Raw genomic sequence first — 17,736 nt, 5'->3', positions numbered from 1 at the left:
TCCTTACCTAGTGATACGTTGCATGCACAGATTTGTTTCGTACTAGGCATAACTGCTGTATGGTACCAAAAAAAAGCCGATCCCTCCCTAATCCAGGGCAAGGATCGGTCTTTTCCTGCTTTTTCGGCCTTATTTGTTAATCAGGTCCGACTTTTGCAGCAGCCTTTGCAGCATCATCGCCACTTCCGCTCTCGTAACATAAGCTTTTGGCGCCAATCGTTCACTGCTGGTTCCCGCAACGATCCCTGCGCTTACACTATCCGCAACACCGTCCAGAGCCCAGTTCGAGATGGTGTCGGCATCGGAGAAAGTGCGAACCGCTTCGCTTGCGCTTTGGCCTCCCGGTTTTCCCGGTAATTTCGTAACGGCCATCGCTTTCGACACAATCGTCATCGCCTGTTCCCGAGTAATCTTATCGTCCGGACGGAAGGAGCCGTCTTCAAATCCGTTAATGAGCCCGTATTGGGAAGCTGTCCGAATCGCACGATCGTACCAGTCCGACGACCGGACATCCATAAACAGGCTCTTGCCCTCTTCCAGGCGCAGCCCTAATGCTCTCACCGCAATGGCTGCAAACTCGGCGCGAGTCATGTCGCGGTCCGGGCTGAACTGTCCGTCTCCCGTTCCTTCCACGATCATCCGCGATCCCATGTCGTTCACGGCATCTTTCGCCCAATGTCCGGCCATATCCTTGAACTCGAGCGGATGCCATACGACCGCGTACGTGCTGTTTGTCAAACTGTTGATCTTCACATAGGAGCTGCCTCCTACCTCAACAATCTTGGTTGGCACATGCCGCATGGTCCCGTCCGGCTCGAGCACGACACCGGTTGTGATCCGCTTCGGATCGATGCCTGCCGGAATCGCAATCGTCCGCTCCACATAGGCGTCAAAATTCGTCACCTCGACTGTACGATCGCCGTAGACAGCAGTTACCTTGAAGGTGAGCGGAGGAAGAACGAGCACAAGTCCGTCCCGACGGGCCCCATCCTCTACCAGTCGAACCGTTTCAGGCCGCGGCTCGGCAATTTCAATGTGAATCCGGATGTCTTGCAAGCGGGCATTCGTTCCGAACTGCCCGGCAATCGCATCCATATGAAGCAGCTCAGCAGGCAGTGTATAGGCGGCCTTCCCGCTCTGAACGACCAAGACGGCCTGCCGCTTCTCCATCAGGCTGGCTAAACGTCCGCTCACTTCCCCGATGACGATGTCGCTATCGTTCGATACGTTGATTGTGATAACCGCCCCTGTTCCTGCCGCTTCAAGCGCTTGCTGCAGTTTGACCTCATCCAGCGCGACGGTTGTTACCTGCTGCCCGTTAACTACTCCCGTCGTTTCTTTCCCTACTTTCTCTACTTTGCCGTTAACGAGGATATCGACTCCAGTAACCGCAGGTTTTGGCGGCTGCTCTTCGGTTACCGGCTCGGATGGCGTATCCGTATCTGTATCTGTTTCCGGATCGGTGGGGCCTCCGCCGCCCTCATTCGAGTAAACTTGTACGGTGCGCTTCAAGCTTGCCTTGTTCCCCGACGAATCCGAAACTTCGTAAGTGAGCGTATACAGGCCCGGTATATTCGTATCTACGGCTCCCTTGATGACAATAGCCGCGCTAAGATCGCCTTCCAAACGGTCCCGCGCAGTGGCTCCTGGTTCCGCATACGCTTTCCCTCGGGCGATTTGATACGGGTTAGCCCCCAGCAAGGTAAGGTCAGGACTCGTCGTATCAACCACATTTACGATTCGAGTAACCGGAGCGGCGAAATTCCCGCCCGCGTCTTGAACGTTGTAGACGAGCGCATACGTTCCAAGCCGGTCCTTATACACGGCTCCCGTGACGGTTACCTTGTTCGTCAAGTCTCCGTCTTGAGCATCCCATGCTGTAAATCCGGGATCGATGAATATGGTACCCGCTTCATGCGTCATGTTCGCTTCACCAGCCAAGGCTATGACCGGATGCATATTGTCGTATACGACAACCGTACGGGAAGCGGTCCCCTGATTTCCCGAGGAGTCTGCCGCTCGATACGTAAGTGTATGCGAACCCAGAATGCCTGTATAAACAGAGCCCGTTACGGTGATTCGATTGCTTATGTCTCCTTCAAAAGAATCCGTTGCCCGCGCCCCCGGGTCGACAAAGGGACTGCCTACCGGAATCAGGAGCGGATTGTCGCCGATTACGGCGACTACCGGTTTCGTCGTATCGACAACATGAACGATCCGCACTCGCTCTACAGCCGCGTTGCCCCCACGATCCCTCACATTGTATTTCAATACATAATCGCCAAGCTGGTTCGTATACACGGAACCGGTCACCGTCAGCTCTCCGGCCAAATCGGAATCGTAATTGTCCGTAACCGTAACGCCGGGATCGGTGAATGCGGTGCCCGCTTCATGCTGCATCTCAGCATCTCCAATCAGCGTAATGACCGGATTATCTCCATCATATACTTCCACGGTCCGACTTACGCTTCCCGCGTTGCCCGCCGTATCTGCAGCCGTATAAGTGACGACATAGATGCCGCTTTTCGCAGCGTTAACAACGTCTCCGAGGATCGTAATCGCCGTGATCGTCCCATCGATGTTGTCCGTGGCCGTTGCCCCAGCCTCCACATAAGGGTCGCCAATCTTCACCCGAACGGTAGAAACCCCGAGCAGCGTTACAACGGGCGCTGTGCCATCATAGGTGATTGAGTATGGGACCGCTGCGGTATTGCCGTTGCCCGCCGCATCGAATGCAGTGCCCCCGTATACGCTTACTGTCACGACTCCATCTGTAGCGGCAGTGATGTCGGCTTGATACGTACTTCCGGTTACGGTCTGCAGGTTGCCTGCGCTTCCGTTTATGACGCTAATGCCGCTAAGCCCGAAGTTCCGTACCGGTTCGTTAAATTGAATGGTTACGGGGATGGTCCGTTCTTTTGTCGGACTGGTTTTCGCCGATGTCAGCGTCACTGCCGGCGGAGTTCCGTCGTATGTAACCGTGAACGGCGCTGAGGCCAAGCTTCTGTTACCCGCAGCGTCTGCAACTGCGCCGAGGCGGACCGAAACGGTTACTACACCGTCGGCCAGCGGGGTCACGTTGACCGTGTAGCTTTTATTGTCCAGGGTATATACGGAATTGACGCTTCCATTCGTTACGTTCAGGCTGCCTGCGCTAAATCCGGTGACTGCCTCACTGAAAGATACGGTCACGTCAAACGGAGATTGCTTCGTCGAACTCGTTTCTGTCGATGAAACAGCGACCGTCGGGCTCGTAGCGTCATAGGCAACGCGGAACTCCGGGGAAGCCAGGTTTCCATGACTCGCCTTGTCGAGCGCGGCATCCGCTCCAATCTGTAGAACGATGTCGCCTTCCGCGACTGCCGAAACCGTAGCGGTAAACATTCGATCATTGGACTGTTGGAAGTTGCTTAAGGTTCCGTTCGTTACCGTGATACCCGATGCCGTAAATCCGGTTACCGATTCGCTGAATATAATCGTTATATCAAACGAAGAACGATTCGTTGCACTCGGCACGAGCGATGAAATCTCCACTGTCGGCGAGGTTATATCCTCCACCACGACATGCACAATGTCGCTGTAAATTCTCGCTACTTTATCTCCCGGCGCAGCTTCATTATCGTTGGTGATCCATGCAAAGTAATATCCTTCATCGGCCGTTTGCGTCCGGACCGTGAAGTTTTTGTCTGTAGCTCCGACAACAAAAGCACCGCCGGACAGGCTGTTCGTCGTGTTTCTAATCCATTGGTAGCTGAGCGTTCCGCCGTCGGTTACGCTGGCGTCCACGCTTAACACCAAAGGCGTGTTCTCCGGCACGGGCGCTGCCGGTTCTTGCGGCTGGGAAAGGATACTTGGCGTCTCCGCCGCCGTGAGAGCAGTAACAACGACATGCGCTGTATTGCTTCTAACACTGGTCGGCTGAGCATTGGGCACGGTGTTGGTAACCACTACATAAAAATAGTCGTCCCGGCCAAAGCTTGTCGGCACTGTATACGATGCGCTTTTCTGAGGAGTCAGCTCGACACCGCCCATATTGCTGTCCACGTCGTTCCGGTACCACTGATAGCTCAGGATGCCGCTTCCCGTCGCCGTTACCTCCAGTGTCACAGGTGTTCCCTGGTTCACCGCCGTCATTGGCGGAAGCACCGCCGTCGGCGCGGGCGCACTTGGTAGCGCGTTCACGACCACATGCGCTGTGTTGCTTCGTTCGATTGCCGTTTTGTTCACTGTTGCACTTGGATCCGTATTCGTTACCACTACATAGTAGTAAGAATCCAATCCAGCAGGGGTCGGCACCGTAAACGACGGCCCCGTAGCATTTAGGCCAACACCGCCCATATTGCTGTCCACGTCGTTCCGGTACCACTGGTAGCTAAGGGTGCCGCTTCCCGTTGCCGTTACCGTAAGTATCACGACATCTCCAGCGGTTACCGTCGCCCCTTGCGGCTGCCCAGTGATCGTTGGCGGCAGCGCATCCGTGAACGGGGTGGCCGACGCTTGATGAAAGGGAACACAGAAGGAAAGTACCATCATTAGGCAAACGATGAATCCGATTAAATGAAACCTTTTTTTCATAGAAAGCACCTCAATTTGAGCGGGTAACCTTGTCTGGCAAGGTTTCTTTTATCGCTTATAACGTCAGGAATAAGTCCATTTATGCACTTCAAGGGAGAGCGACTGCGGTATAGTAGGAGATTCAGTTGGTTTTGGATTTATTCGTTTCGTCCGAAAACGATAGATCCTGCTACAAATCTCCCAAATCTCCCTCCTCTTTTTTCTTGCATGGGGACTAACGACTCATTTTAGCTTTCGTACAAATCCAATAATACCACTCCTTTTTTTCAACCGTAACCCCTTATTTCGTATATAATTTCACAGATTCATAGTCGGCTCGAATCCAAAAAAGCGGTTGTCACCTTAAGGTGACAACCGCGATCCATTTCTGGAATTCATTTGCTCGTATTAATCTCACAACGCATAGTCCGAGACCGGTCTGGTCGTTCCGCGGACAGTCAATTGCGAAGCCACTTTTACGTGGCGATGCCCGACTTCTGCCGGATGCCCCTGTCTAAGTTCGAACAAAATGTCCAGTGCCGCGCTAGCTAAATGCTCGACGCTTGGCCCAACTGTCGTAACGGCAATATCCGTGATCTCCTCAAGTTCTGGAACATCGTCGTAGGCGATGAGCGAAAAATCCTCAGGGATTCGCAAACTATATGTTTTACACAGCTTCAGCAATTTGAACATGGCGATATAGCTGTCGACGATGAGAGCCGTCGGCCGCTGCGATTTGGGTTTGCGGAGCATGTCCGCTACCCGATTCCACGATTCCGCAGCGTTTTTCGGAGTGAAGATGAGGCGGTCGGGATGCTCTTCCAGCTCCAGAAGCTGCGTGGCCCGGTCAAACCCGGTGATCTTCTCCGAATTGTAGCCGATAAAGCTGATCTTTCGATGGCCGAGTCCGGCAAGATGATCTACAGCTTGTTGAATCGCCTCTTGCCGGTCAATGGATATGGTATGGTAGTAGGGACTTGGAGAACTGTTGAACATCAGCAGCGTCCCCTGAAACGCCTCTCTCGCCTGAATAAATTCCGGGGACGTATTTTCTGAAGACGGCCATACCACAATCGTATCGACAAAATGTTTCATGAATGTCCGAACCGACGCCGTCGGGTTTCCCAACGCAACCATTACCGAATATCCCGCCTTTTCGGCCTGGATTTGAAATTGCTCGAACAGATGATATAGAAACAGGCCGGATTTGTTCGGCCAAATCAAACCGATGCTGTCCGATTTACGGTCAACGAGGCGGCGGGCGGCCAGATTCGGGACATAATTCAGTTTGCTCGCGATTGCCAGAATTTTGTTTCTGGTTTCCTCGCGAACCCCCGGTTCGCCGTTAAGCGCTTTCGACACTGTCGTGAAGCTGACGCCCGCCATCTGTGCAATATCTTTAATCGTAACCACGTATTCACCCGATTCATGAAAGTTCTGTTCTATGCTCCCATTATAAAGGAGAATCGGGGACATTGCCATTCACGGCGGGTAAGGCATCTTAACGCTGCTTTTTTGCCTCCGCAACCGCCTTTTGCGCATTCTCGCCAGCTTCTCTCAGCGCGGTATTCAAATCGATCTCCCCTTTCACGATTCGAGGAACGACCGCCTGCAGCTGTTTGCCCGCCATCAGCTCATACCGGCTGCTTTTCGCCATTGGGCCCGGTTTGTTGTAGAAAACCGATTTCCAGTTTTCCCCCTTAAATATCGTATCCTGCGCAAACGAACTGCGGACGTCTTCGCGATCCAGTACCGGCATATAACCTTTTCTGGAATAATCGCTCTGCATCTCCAGCGACATCAAATATTGAATCGCCATCATGGCGGCATCCTTGTTCTCCGATATGCTGGTAACCCCCATGACGTACGGAGTCGACTGCGAGCCAACGCCGGGCTCCTCTGCAAGAGTGGGCAGTGCGACCATGTCCCAATCTATCTTCTTCATATCTTCCGGGACAGTGAGGGGAAACTGCGAGTTAAATACAAACATCGCCAGTAGCTGGGCATTGGTCAATTCCAGCCGGTAGGGAAGGCGATTGCTCGCAACCACCCATTCCTTATAACCCGCCCCTTGCGCCGGATCGATAAAATATTGCTGAACCAGACGTTTCCAAACTTCCTCCTGGAATGTCGGCATGTCCGACTTCGTATCCCAGAACGATTGTCCGTACGGATTCATGCTCAGAAAGGACGGAGATGCGGCAAAGCCAAGATACTGCTTATCCCCCTCTTTCCGCGTCAGCCGCTGGGCCGTTTGCAGCATGTTTGCCCAAGTCATGCCGTCTACGGGATACGGCACGCCGAACTGATCGAAGATCGTTTTGTTGTAAAATAACGACTGAACGATATTGGTGATTGGCAGCGCATACATTTCGCCATTTGTCGTACGCAGCCCTTCTATCAAATCCGATTGGTACTGTCCCAGATCGATACCGTGCTTTTGAATGAGCCCGGTCATATTATATTGAAGCTCAACAGGCATGGCCATCTCGTTAAACGTATTGCTTGCGCTGTACAGAACGTCCACTTTTTGTTTCATTCCGAGCAGCTCCGGAAGCGTCCTCCCTGCAGCACTGCGAATATAGGTGATCGTCCAATTCGGGAACTTTTTCCTGAGCGCGTCTCCATAAAAGGAGTTAAACGATTCTTCTGTATCTCCGCTGCTCGAATGGAAGACGAGTTCCAGCTTTTGATCGGCAACCGCTTCCTCGGCCTTCGGCGGGGCTGTCGTTTCCTTATTCTCCTGCTTTTGGCAAGCAGCCGAAAAGCCGAGGGTCAGCAAAATAAGTCCTGTTACGGTAATCGATTTCTTTGACATCGTATCCTCCTCGTCGCCTAATGAATTCAATCCAGCAAATCTTGAATCCGTATATTCTTTCCTTCTGCAATCGAACGATTCGCGGCAACACCGATCAGCATGGCCATCGCTCCCGACTTGGAACCGGCGCGCTGCCGCAGCTCATCCTCCGCTTGCGTGCAGATCATCTGTTGAAGACGGTAATCACCGCCGCCATGTGAGCCTGTCGCTTTTTTGGACTGCCGGCTGATCACCTCTCCGGCGCGGTTATAGATTTGAATGTGGTGCATAGGCTCTTCGGCTCGAGGTCCCCTGAAATATTCGCCCGCTTCCATTCTCCCCCCCGTTCCATTAAACGTGGCGGACCAATTTTTATACGGACTGTGCGCCACCAAGGTGTAGTTCAGCAAGGCGCCTCTTTTGTATTGAACTTGGGCTGACATCGTGTCGTAAATATCTATATCGTCGCCAAACACGCATTTGTCCCGGATATACCCGTCTTCCTTCTCGTTATCGTAATAAAACTCGCGGAGGTATCTGCTCGCTTGAATATCGATATAATGCTCGCACGATTTTTTGAAGCTGCACGTTAGGCATCGTTCCCCTCTCTGTTCCCTCGAAGCCCCGAAATATTGCCTGGTTCCCATCGCACCCACTTGCACCGGCTCATCGTCCAGCCACCAATTGACCAGATCGAAGTGATGGGTCGATTTGTGCACGAACAGCCCGCCGCTTTGATGCATATGCCGGTGCCAACGGCGGAAATATTGCGCTCCGTGAAGCGTGTCGAGGTACCAGTTAAAATCGATGCTCAAAATCCGGCCGATCGTCCCCTCCTCGATGATTGTTTTCAATTGGGCCATATAGGGCATAAACCTGCAATTAAAGGCTACCGTCACTTGCCGCCCTGTGCGCTGTTCCGCTTCCAATATCGCTTTGCACTTGTCGCTGTCTGTCGTCATCGGCTTTTCGGTAACAACGTCAAAACCGGCTTCCATCGTCCGGATGATGTATTTGTGATGGGTATAATCCGGCGTTGCAATGACATACAACTCGGCGCCGCTTTGAGAAAGCATAGTATCGAAATCGGTATAAACGGGAACTCCGCCATGCTCTTGAGCGAATGTATGGGCTCGCAACGGATTACTATCGAACACGCCTACAAACTCGACCTCGTTCGGGAAAGCGTCCGCCATCGGTTTTCCGAATGCTGCCGCCCTGTCCCCTGTTCCTACGATGGCATATTTTTTCACTTTAGCACCTACTTTAACGTTTTCTATTATTGTTTATCAATTATCAAATAATCCTTTTATATAAACGAATTATTCGATGAAAATAAATATACCAAACGTTTTCCATCGTAGCAATACTTTTTTTTGCCATCAAGAGCCCGGTGACCGAACCGGCCCATTCGAAGCGATCGCCCCCGGAGACTTTCAAAACACAAAAAATCCGCTTTTAGCCTTTGAGATGGCTTTAAACGGATTTTTTTCTTGTTATATTGCCGCTACAGAACTTTAACACAGTTATATAGGTTGCATAAAAAGCCGATTGGCTATCCCTTGGGAAGCCGTATGGTAAACGTAGTACCTTGCCCGCTCTCCACCGATATGTCCCCGCCGTGAGCTGCGACCAATTCCTTTACAATGGTCAGCCCCAGGCCGCTGCCGCCGGTCCGCCGATTGCGAGACTTATCCGCTCGATAAAAGCGTTCAAACACATAGGGCAAGTCCTCTTGCGGGATGCCCGTCCCCGTATCCTGAACTTGGATCCTAACATGACTGCCGTCCTCGCTTCCCTCAACACGCACTTCTCCTCGTTCTGGAGTAAATTTCAGCGCATTACTAAGCAGATTGACAAGGATTTGAATGATCCGGTCAAAATCCACATAAGCACGGATATTCGGGCTAACTGCTCCTCTTAAGATGACGTTTTTTTCCCGGTAGGCAGCCGCAACCAATTCTACACCTCTCTCAATGATAACCGACAACGATTCTTCTTTTTTCGCCAATTGAAAACCCGGCGATTCCACATGGGTCAAGTCTTCCAGTTCGGCCACCAGCTGCGTTAATCGTTCAATTTCTTCGTAGCAGGAGTGGATGCGCTCCGGCGTGGGCTCCCAAATCCCGTCCTCCAAGGCCCGCATATGGCTTTTGAGCGTGGCCAGCGGGGTCCGCAGCTCGTGGGCGATATCTTCCGTCATCGTAATGCGCAGCTGCTCGTGCTGTTGAAGCTGACCTGAGAGAGTATTAAGTGACACTCCCAAATCTGCAAGCTCATCCTTCCCGCGAATAACTACTCTTGTGCTCCATTCCCCTCCCGTCATTCGTTCCGCAACACGTGTCATATGCACAAGAGGAGCCGAAATCCGTCTGGCCACATAAAAACCGAGAAAGATCGCAAGTGCAATGGAAATTAGACACGTCCAAACGATCGTTTGCATAAGTGCTTGTTCTAAATGGTAATCGAGCTCCGGAAATGGATGACTCATGCCGGCTTGTGTTTGATACAACGAGAAGTGATAGTGAGTGGTTAAAATGAGGCTGATGGTCGAAATCAAGACAATACCGGCAGCAATTCCTATTATCATTAGCGCTAAACGGGTATGGAGCCTGTTCATACTGTGCCTCCCGCAAAACGGTAGCCCGTCCCATACACCGTCACAATATATTTAGGCGACTTGGGATCCATTTCTATTTTTTGCCGGATATTTTTCACATGCTGATCGATCGTGCGAATGTCCCCTTCAAAATCATAACCAAGCACTCTTTCCACGAGTTGTTCCCGCGAAAAAATGCGCTGAGGATGTTTGGCCATAAGGAGCAGCAGCTTATATTCATTCGGAGTCAAGCTCACCAGTTCACCGCCGCGGTACACATGCTGCCTCAACGAATCGATTGTCAGCTCCCCTTTGTTAAAGGCCAGCCGGTCCGCAAGCAAGTAGGAGTCGTCGGTCCGCCGCAAGATGGCACGTACTCGCGCCACCACTTCACGCGGATCGAAAGGTTTGATCAAGTAATCGTCAGCTCCTACGGATAACCCCTTAATCCGATTATGTTCCGAAACCTTGGCGGTCAGCATCAGAATCGGAACGGAATGGATTTGTCGTATCGATTGGCAAACATGCTCGCCCTCCATATCAGGGAGCATGAGATCGAGAATGACGAAATCTACCGATTCGTTTTGCACGATCTGGATGGCCTCTGAGCCAGTTTCGGCCTCAACCGTCTGAAAGCCCTCTTTGCTTAAATAGGACACAACGACATCTCGAATTTTAGGTTCATCATCTACAACTAATATCGTTTTCATCACTAACCTCCATCCATACACAATACATGTAGTCTACCGTACCAGCCACTTGTGTAGAAACGATGTAGCTCCCCTTTCTTCAAAAGTTCTACATATGAACCGGTTATGATGGATCTATCCAATTTTTTGATACAGAAAGGAAGGATAAATCATGGCTAGCTGGATGTTTAAAAGTCTACTTGCAATCGGAGCTTTATCCGTCGTATTGGCGGGTTGTTCCGATTCAAAAAACGAAATGGATCACTCCAAAATGAATATGGAAGGGACGCAACAAGCTCCGAAAGAGACGACGGATACGAAAACGGTGAAGCCGGCTGTTCTAACGGGCAAAGGCATTGATTTGACGGCTTCCGTAAGCAATCAGGAAATAGCTCCCGGCAAAACTTTGCCGGTCTGGACATTTAATAATTCGGTTCCCGGGCCGCAAATACGGGTTAAGCAAGGAGATACCGTTAAGATTAACTTGAAGAACCAGTTGCCGGAGCCAGTCACCATTCATTGGCACGGCGTTCCCGTGCCCAATGCGATGGACGGCATACCGGGCGTAACGCAAAATGCGGTTCAACCGGGCCAGTCGTTTACGTACGAGTTTAAAGCGGATGTCCCCGGCACCTACTGGTACCATTCCCATCAGGATAGTGTAAATCAGTTGGATCGCGGGCTGTACGGTTCTTTCGTTGTAGAAGGTAACAACGAGGATAAAGCGGACCGCGATTATACACTGATGCTGGATGAATGGATGAGCTCCGGGGAAATGTCAGGCATGAATATGTCCGGAGGCAAGATGTCCGGCATGGACCACAGTATGATGAATATGGGACACGATATGAGCATGTACGATCTGTACACCATCAATGGAAAATCCGGCTCGCTGGTCGATCAGCTCCCTGTCAAGCAGGGAGATAAAGTCCGAATCCGTTTGATCAATGCAGGGTATTTGTCTCATCAAATTCATTTGCACGGACACGAGTACAAAGTTATTTCTGCCGATGGGCAGCCGATAAATAACCCGGGTATTTTGAAAGATAATGTGATAAGTATTGCTCCAGGAGAGCGTTACGATATTGAATTTGTAGCGAACAACCCAGGCAAATGGTTGATCGAGGACCATGGCGGCAACACAGCAGTTAAAGGGATGAAGGCGACGATCGTTTATGAAGGAGCTGCCACAGGTTCCGACAAGGCGAATGAATCGGAGAAGCTGGCGGCCGTCGATATAAGCCGTTACGGCCAAGCGGGCAAAGCTACCTTTACGTTAGGTCAGAAGTATACGTTGGAATACACAATGAATTTGAACACCGAAATGAAAAACGGCGACATGGTCTACACCATAAACGGAAAAACGTTTCCGAAAACCGAACCGATAAATGTTAAAAAAGGAGATACCATCAAGGTTCGCCTCGTCAATAACTCGAAAACCGACGATCATCCGATGCACCTGCACGGGCACTTCTTTCAAGTGCTGAGCAAAAACGGGAAACCGCTTGAAGGGTCCCCCCTTATTAAGGATACGCTGAATTTGAAGCCGGGCGAAGAATACGTTGTTGCATTCGAAGCTGATAATGAAGGGAATTGGATGTTCCATTGTCACGATCTTCATCATGCTTCGTCTGGCATGGTAACGGAATTAAAATATACAGACTATAAGGCTGATTTTGTTGCAGACCCCCATGCAGGAAATAAACCGGAGTGATACCATACTGAGCGTTCGCCGGTGTTGAAGCCAATCACTCGCAATAACCTGGCCATTTGGCCGGGTTTATTTCGGGTGATTATTTTTGCGAATACCCAATAATCCTGCTTCATACAACATGCTCCAAATACCATCTCCCTTACCCCTACATGAAAATAAAACAAATCATACTCGCAACAAAAAAGGATCTTGACAATAGGGTAGGGGCCTATACTATAATGGTCGTAATCCGGAAAAATATGGCTCTCCACAAATCTCGTTTTATGACGGCCGTCACGAGGTTATCTTGACTGGAGAGAGTTCTTCGGAGGATTCTGCTCATCTGGAGGTTATAGTATGTCGAAGCAATCACAAGCTTTATTGCAAGCCGATCCTAAGCGCTGGAAAGCATTGGCTTTGCTTTGCCTTGCAAATTTTATGGTAATTATGGACACCTCGATTATCGGGGTAGCATTACCGGCCATTAAAGAAGCACTCGGATATACGCAGGAAAGCTTACAGTGGGTATTTAACGCCTATGTCATTTTCTTTGGCGGTTTGCTATTGCTCGGCGGCCGATTATCCGATCTATTCGGTCAACGAACTATCTTCATCTGGGGTTTTTCCATCCTTTCCTTGGCCTCCCTGCTTGCAGGATTGGCATGGAGCGATATGGCGCTTAACGTTGGCCGCGCATTGCAAGGGTTCGGTTCCGCTTTAATTGCACCGTCGGCATTAACGATTGTCATGATGTTGTTTAGCGGAAACCCGAAGGAGCTGGGCAAGGCTCTTGGCTTCTGGGGCGCTTCAGCGGCGGCGGGAGGGTCTGCCGGCGTGTTTCTTGGAGGAGTGATTACCGAATGGCTGAGTTGGAAGTGGACATTTCTAATCAATGTTCCAGTCGGTATTTTTGCCTTATGGTTAGCCCCTGCCCTGTTGTCGAAAGGGCTGCGCAAAAAAGGGAGTATTGATGTTACGGGCGCCCTCTTCGTCACAGCCGCTTTAGTTTTAATCGTATACGGCATAGTAACTGCAGAGCATAAGGGGTGGACTTCGCCGTCCACTCTATGGACCCTCATTTTAGGAGCTGTTCTTTTCATTCTCTTTCTTTTCATGCAGGCTGTTAAAAAAGAGCCTCTTGTACCGCTTCGAATATTTAGAGCACCCAACTTGGCAGCCGGGAATATTGCGCTTATCATGCTGTCCGGAGGCTGGATTCCGCTTTGGTATTTCCTCAACCTTTACATGCAGCAGATTTTGAAATTTTCCGCCTTCGCCGGCGGGGTTGCTTTGCTGCCGATGACGATCCTGATTGCGATTTTCATGATGTTCATTACAGGCAAATGGATCGGGAAGTTCGGAATGAAAGCTAATTTAGTGATCGGCTTGATCGCTCTTGGAGTATCCATGCTTATATTTTCCGGAAATACACCGGTAGACGGTACTTTTGTTGCGAACGTCCTCCCGGCATCGTTATTAGGGGCGCTCGGTATGTCTCTTGCATATATCCCGGCAACGATGGCAGCCATGTCAGGAGCGAAACCGGAAGAGGCGGGCCTGGCATCCGGCTTGGCTAATACCAGTTACCAGATCGGCTCGGCCATTAGTTTGGCCATTATGGTGGCGATCGCTGCAGGGGGAGCAGCCTCCCAAACAGGGAGCGATTCATTAACAGCTTTGAATACCGGGTTTCATCAAGCATTTTTTTGGTCCGGCATCGTGGCCTTTGCAGGAGCTGTTTTAGCATTTCTCTTTATACGTTCACCCAAACAAGGGGAATCAAGCGGGCCGGCGGCAATGTGATTAGGATAGGTCTCTAGCTAACGAATCGCTTGGCTGGAGACTTCAATCGAACAATCCCTCCCCACCCCCTTTCAAACGAACCTCATTGTATAGGGGGTGGGGCTATAGTATAATACTTGTATAGGAGGCGAATCAGATGAGTGTTGATATGGAAATGCTGGAGCATGTAAGTGAACATGATTCGGGTTGCTGCTCGCCCGATGGATCCGATCGAAAAAGCCATCATTCGGATAAAGTGAAAAACAGCTTAGTCAGCCGATTAAATCGGATTGAAGGTCAAATACGCGGTATAAAAGGGTTAATTGATAAAGATACGTATTGTGATGATGTTCTGAATCAGATCGCCTCTGTTCAATCTGCTTTAAACGGAGTCGGAAAGCTTCTGCTGGAGCATCACCTCAAAAGCTGTATCATCGAGAGGATTCAAGAAGGCGACACCGAGGTTTTGACGGAACTTATGACAACCATGAATAAGTTAATTAAATAAAAATCGGCAGCTTTTGCTGCTTTTTCTTTTGTCTGGAATATAGGATTCCGGGGTATTGTAAAAAACCGTTGACTAAATATAGGGTAGTGGGGTATACTAAAAACAAGAAGATCAATGGAAATGGGTATAAGGGAGTGAACAATCGTGGCAGCAACCGCTACTCAGGAAACGAAGCAAACAACTTTGCAAATCACAGGTATGACTTGCGCAGCTTGTGCGAACCGCATTGAGAAAGGCTTGGGTAAATTGGAAGGCGTCGCTTCCGCCAATGTAAATTTTGCTTTGGAAAAAGCGAGTATTACTTATGATCCGGCGATAATCGGCGCCCAAAATTTGGAAGAAACGATAAAAAAACTCGGATACGATACGGCCAAAGATGTGGCTCAGTTCAAACTTGAAGGGATGACGTGCGCTGCGTGCGCGAATAGGATCGAGAAGGGGCTTAGCAAAATGCCCGGCGTTACAAGCGCCTCCGTCAACTTTGCGATGGAGACAGCACGGGTCGAATATTCGCCGGGTGAAGTCTCGGTTGAGGATATGCAAAACAAGGTCAAACAGCTTGGCTACAAAGCGATCTCGAAGCAGGAACATGAAAACGCGGGAGATCATCGCAATCAAGATATTCGCCATCAAAAACGGAAATTGCTGATTTCAGCGGTACTCTCCATCCCTCTTTTGTGGAGCATGGTCGCTCACTTTTCATTCACTTCATGGATCTACATGCCGGAAGTACTCATGAACCCATGGTTCCAGTTTGTCTTGGCTACTCCGGTACAATTTTATGTCGGAAGGCAGTTTTATGTAGGTGCGTATAAAGCACTTCGCAATGGAAGTGCCAACATGGATGTTCTGGTTTCGCTCGGAACCTCGGCCGCTTATTTCTACAGCCTCTATCTGACAATCGATTGGTTCGCTCGGGGAGGCAGTGTCCATCACGGACCATCCTTGTATTACGAGACAAGCGCGATCCTGATAACGCTGGTCATTCTAGGGAAACTGTTCGAATCGCTCGCCAAAGGGCGCACATCGGAAGCGATCAAATCTTTGATGAGTCTACAGGCGAAAACAGCTTTGGTTGTTCGTGACGGCCAAGAGCTGACGGTTTCGGTGGATGAAGTCATCGCCCAGGATATCGTACTTATACGTCCCGGCGACAAAGTACCGGTCGATGGAGAAGTACTTGAAGGCGTGTCGTCTGTAGATGAATCGATGCTCACCGGCGAAAGTCTTCCTGTGGAGAAAAAAGTCGGCGACTCTGTAATCGGAGCCACCATCAACAAAAACGGCATGCTCCGGATTAAGGCAACGAAAGTAGGCAAAGAAACAGCGCTTGCTCAAATTATTAAAGTCGTAGAAGAAGCACAGGGCTCCAAAGCGCCGATTCAACGGGTAGCGGACATCATTTCCGGCATTTTTGTTCCGATTGTCGTAGGGATCGCAGTTGTCGCATTTTTGGTATGGTATTTCTTCGTTACGCCTGGTCAACTAGCAGAAGCTTTGGAAAAGGCAATCGCCATCCTCGTCATTGCCTGCCCTTGCGCCCTTGGTTTGGCAACGCCGACTTCCATCATGGCAGGTTCCGGTCGCGCGGCGGAATTCGGGATCTTGTTCAAAGGCGGCGAGCATTTGGAACAAACGCATAAGATAAACGCGATCATTTTGGATAAAACCGGTACCGTTACGAAGGGGAAACCGGAGCTGACAGACGTTTTGACGGAAGAAAACGAAACGCAATTCCTCAGACTCGTCGGCGCGGCGGAGAAAAACTCGGAGCATCCCCTGGCGGAAGCCATCGTTGCAGGCATTCAGGAAAAAAACATCGAGCTGCCGAGTACAGAATCGTTCGAGGCAATTCCAGGTTTCGGGATCAAAGCTGTGGTAGAAGGCAAACAAATGCTGATCGGGACTCGCAGATTGATGGATAAATACGAAGTGGATGCAAAGCAAGCTTATGCATCGATGTCTCGTTTGGAAGAGGCCGGAAAAACAGCCATGCTTGTTGCGATCGATAACCGCTTTGCAGGTATGGTCGCTGTGGCGGATACGATTAAGGAAACATCGAAGGCCGCTGTGAGCCGCCTGAAAGAAATGGGAATTGAGGTCATCATGATCACAGGCGATAATGAACGGACGGCCAAGGCTATTGCGGCTCAAGTCGGCATCGATCATGTTCGCGCAGAAGTGCTTCCGGAAGGTAAAGCCGAAGAAGTGAAGAAACTGCAAGCTCAAGGGAAAAAAGTGGCCATGGTCGGAGACGGTATTAATGATGCCCCTGCTCTGGCAACAGCGGACATTGGTATGGCTATCGGAACCGGTACTGATGTGGCCATGGAGGCAGCGGATGTAACCCTCATGCGCGGTGATCTGACAAGCATCCCGGATGCGATTTATATGAGCCGCAAGACAATGAGCAACATCAAACAAAATTTATTTTGGGCACTTGGTTATAACACCCTCGGAATACCGATTGCTGCAATTGGCTTGCTGGCACCTTGGGTAGCAGGTGCTGCGATGGCATTAAGTTCTGTTTCCGTTGTTCTCAATGCGCTTCGCCTTCAGCGTGTTAAAGTACGCCATTAAATGCTGATGAAAAAAATAAGGGATATAACGTTGTAGCATAACGGTAGTCTAGACAAGGAGTGATCTTGAAATGAAGGAACCAATTAAAATTTATTCAATCCCCACATGCAGCGACTGTAACTATGCCAAACGTTACTTCAAAGAACACGGGATCGCCTATATAGATTATAACTGCGAAGAAAATGTCAAGTATGCAGAAGAAGTCTGGAACTTGACGGGAAAACAAGTTGTACCGACGATCGTGATTGGCGATAAGGTGTTTGTTGGATTTGCAGAAAATTTAAGTGAGATCAGCGAATTGCTAAGTACCTAGATCTTATCCGTAATGGATTAGATCCAAGGCCTCCGGAACCGCTTATTCTGCGACCGGAAGCCTATACTGCTAAAAAAAGCCGCAGTTTGCGGCTTTTTTAATTTTCTTGTACCCGACAACAAAGATCAGGCCAAGCGGTTCTATCTATCTTCACAGGATTTATTCCAACTTATAAAGAACCAACCTTTCATGAGTAAGATAATTACCTATTTAGTCTGTTC

Annotated in this window: 11 protein-coding genes; 5 read left to right on the top strand and 6 right to left on the bottom strand. The window is 50.1% G+C overall.

Annotated elements, in window-relative coordinates; genetic code table 11:
• Positions 1-129: 129 nt before the first annotated feature.
• The 6 genes from D7M11_RS18460 to D7M11_RS18435 form a co-directional block, all read right to left on the bottom strand.
• Complete coding sequence (locus D7M11_RS18460) at positions 130-4,533, bottom strand: immunoglobulin-like domain-containing protein (RefSeq protein WP_193556228.1); 4,404 nt, start codon at positions 4,531-4,533, stop codon at positions 130-132.
• 435 nt (positions 4,534-4,968) lie between these two features.
• On the bottom strand, positions 4,969-5,967 hold the full coding sequence (locus tag D7M11_RS18455) for a LacI family DNA-binding transcriptional regulator (RefSeq protein ID WP_158606697.1): 999 nt from the start codon (positions 5,965-5,967) through the stop codon (positions 4,969-4,971).
• Positions 5,968-6,055: 88 nt separating this feature from the next.
• Positions 6,056-7,372 carry an ABC transporter substrate-binding protein gene (locus D7M11_RS18450; protein WP_120748716.1) on the bottom strand — a complete coding sequence of 439 codons (1,317 nt, stop codon included), beginning with the start codon at positions 7,370-7,372 and terminating at the stop codon, positions 6,056-6,058.
• A 26-nt stretch (positions 7,373-7,398) separates the two neighbouring features.
• Positions 7,399-8,604 carry a Gfo/Idh/MocA family protein gene (locus D7M11_RS18445; protein WP_120748715.1) on the bottom strand — a complete coding sequence of 402 codons (1,206 nt, stop codon included), beginning with the start codon at positions 8,602-8,604 and terminating at the stop codon, positions 7,399-7,401.
• A gap of 302 nt (positions 8,605-8,906) precedes the next feature.
• Complete coding sequence (locus D7M11_RS18440) at positions 8,907-9,971, bottom strand: sensor histidine kinase (protein ID WP_120748714.1); 1,065 nt, start codon at positions 9,969-9,971, stop codon at positions 8,907-8,909.
• On the bottom strand, positions 9,968-10,660 hold the full coding sequence (locus D7M11_RS18435; protein WP_120748713.1) for a response regulator transcription factor: 693 nt from the start codon (positions 10,658-10,660) through the stop codon (positions 9,968-9,970). Before D7M11_RS18435 ends, D7M11_RS18440 begins: the two co-directional genes overlap by 4 nt.
• 163 nt (positions 10,661-10,823) lie before the next feature.
• Between D7M11_RS18435 and D7M11_RS18430 the strand changes: the two genes are divergently transcribed.
• From D7M11_RS18430 to D7M11_RS18410, 5 genes are all read left to right on the top strand, one after another.
• Complete coding sequence (locus tag D7M11_RS18430; RefSeq protein WP_120748809.1) at positions 10,824-12,353, top strand: multicopper oxidase family protein; 1,530 nt, start codon at positions 10,824-10,826, stop codon at positions 12,351-12,353.
• Positions 12,354-12,689: 336 nt separating this feature from the next.
• The gene (locus D7M11_RS18425; protein WP_120748712.1) at positions 12,690-14,135 is read left to right on the top strand and encodes an MFS transporter; all 1,446 of its coding nucleotides are present in this window, start codon (positions 12,690-12,692) and stop codon (positions 14,133-14,135) included.
• A 154-nt stretch (positions 14,136-14,289) separates the two neighbouring features.
• Complete coding sequence (locus D7M11_RS18420) at positions 14,290-14,622, top strand: metal-sensitive transcriptional regulator (protein ID WP_120748808.1); 333 nt, start codon at positions 14,290-14,292, stop codon at positions 14,620-14,622.
• A 144-nt stretch (positions 14,623-14,766) separates the two neighbouring features.
• A complete protein-coding gene (locus tag D7M11_RS18415) occupies positions 14,767-17,202 on the top strand; it encodes a heavy metal translocating P-type ATPase (protein WP_120748711.1) in 2,436 nt (811 codons plus the stop codon).
• Between the two features lie 70 nt (positions 17,203-17,272).
• Positions 17,273-17,515 carry a glutaredoxin family protein gene (locus D7M11_RS18410; RefSeq protein ID WP_120748710.1) on the top strand — a complete coding sequence of 81 codons (243 nt, stop codon included), beginning with the start codon at positions 17,273-17,275 and terminating at the stop codon, positions 17,513-17,515.
• The last annotated feature ends 221 nt before the right edge of the window (positions 17,516-17,736 follow it).

The sequence above is a fragment of the Paenibacillus ginsengarvi genome, from assembly GCF_003626695.1.
GTDB lineage: Bacteria > Bacillota > Bacilli > Paenibacillales > NBRC-103111 > Paenibacillus_AB > Paenibacillus_AB ginsengarvi.
Note: the sequence above shows the minus strand (reverse complement) of the source record. Positions and strands in the feature narration are given on the sequence as shown.

Coding starts and splice junctions, on each gene's coding strand:
- D7M11_RS18460 (WP_193556228.1), bottom strand. CDS start 4,533: ATGATGGTACTTTCCTTCTGTGTTCCCTTTCATCAAGCGTCGGCCACC.
- D7M11_RS18450 (WP_120748716.1), bottom strand. CDS start 7,372: ATGTCAAAGAAATCGATTACCGTAACAGGACTTATTTTGCTGACCCTC.
- D7M11_RS18440 (WP_120748714.1), bottom strand. CDS start 9,971: ATGAACAGGCTCCATACCCGTTTAGCGCTAATGATAATAGGAATTGCT.
- D7M11_RS18435 (WP_120748713.1), bottom strand. CDS start 10,660: ATGAAAACGATATTAGTTGTAGATGATGAACCTAAAATTCGAGATGTC.
- D7M11_RS18430 (WP_120748809.1), top strand. CDS start 10,824: ATGTTTAAAAGTCTACTTGCAATCGGAGCTTTATCCGTCGTATTGGCG.
- D7M11_RS18425 (WP_120748712.1), top strand. CDS start 12,690: ATGTCGAAGCAATCACAAGCTTTATTGCAAGCCGATCCTAAGCGCTGG.
- D7M11_RS18420 (WP_120748808.1), top strand. CDS start 14,290: ATGCTGGAGCATGTAAGTGAACATGATTCGGGTTGCTGCTCGCCCGAT.
- D7M11_RS18410 (WP_120748710.1), top strand. CDS start 17,273: ATGAAGGAACCAATTAAAATTTATTCAATCCCCACATGCAGCGACTGT.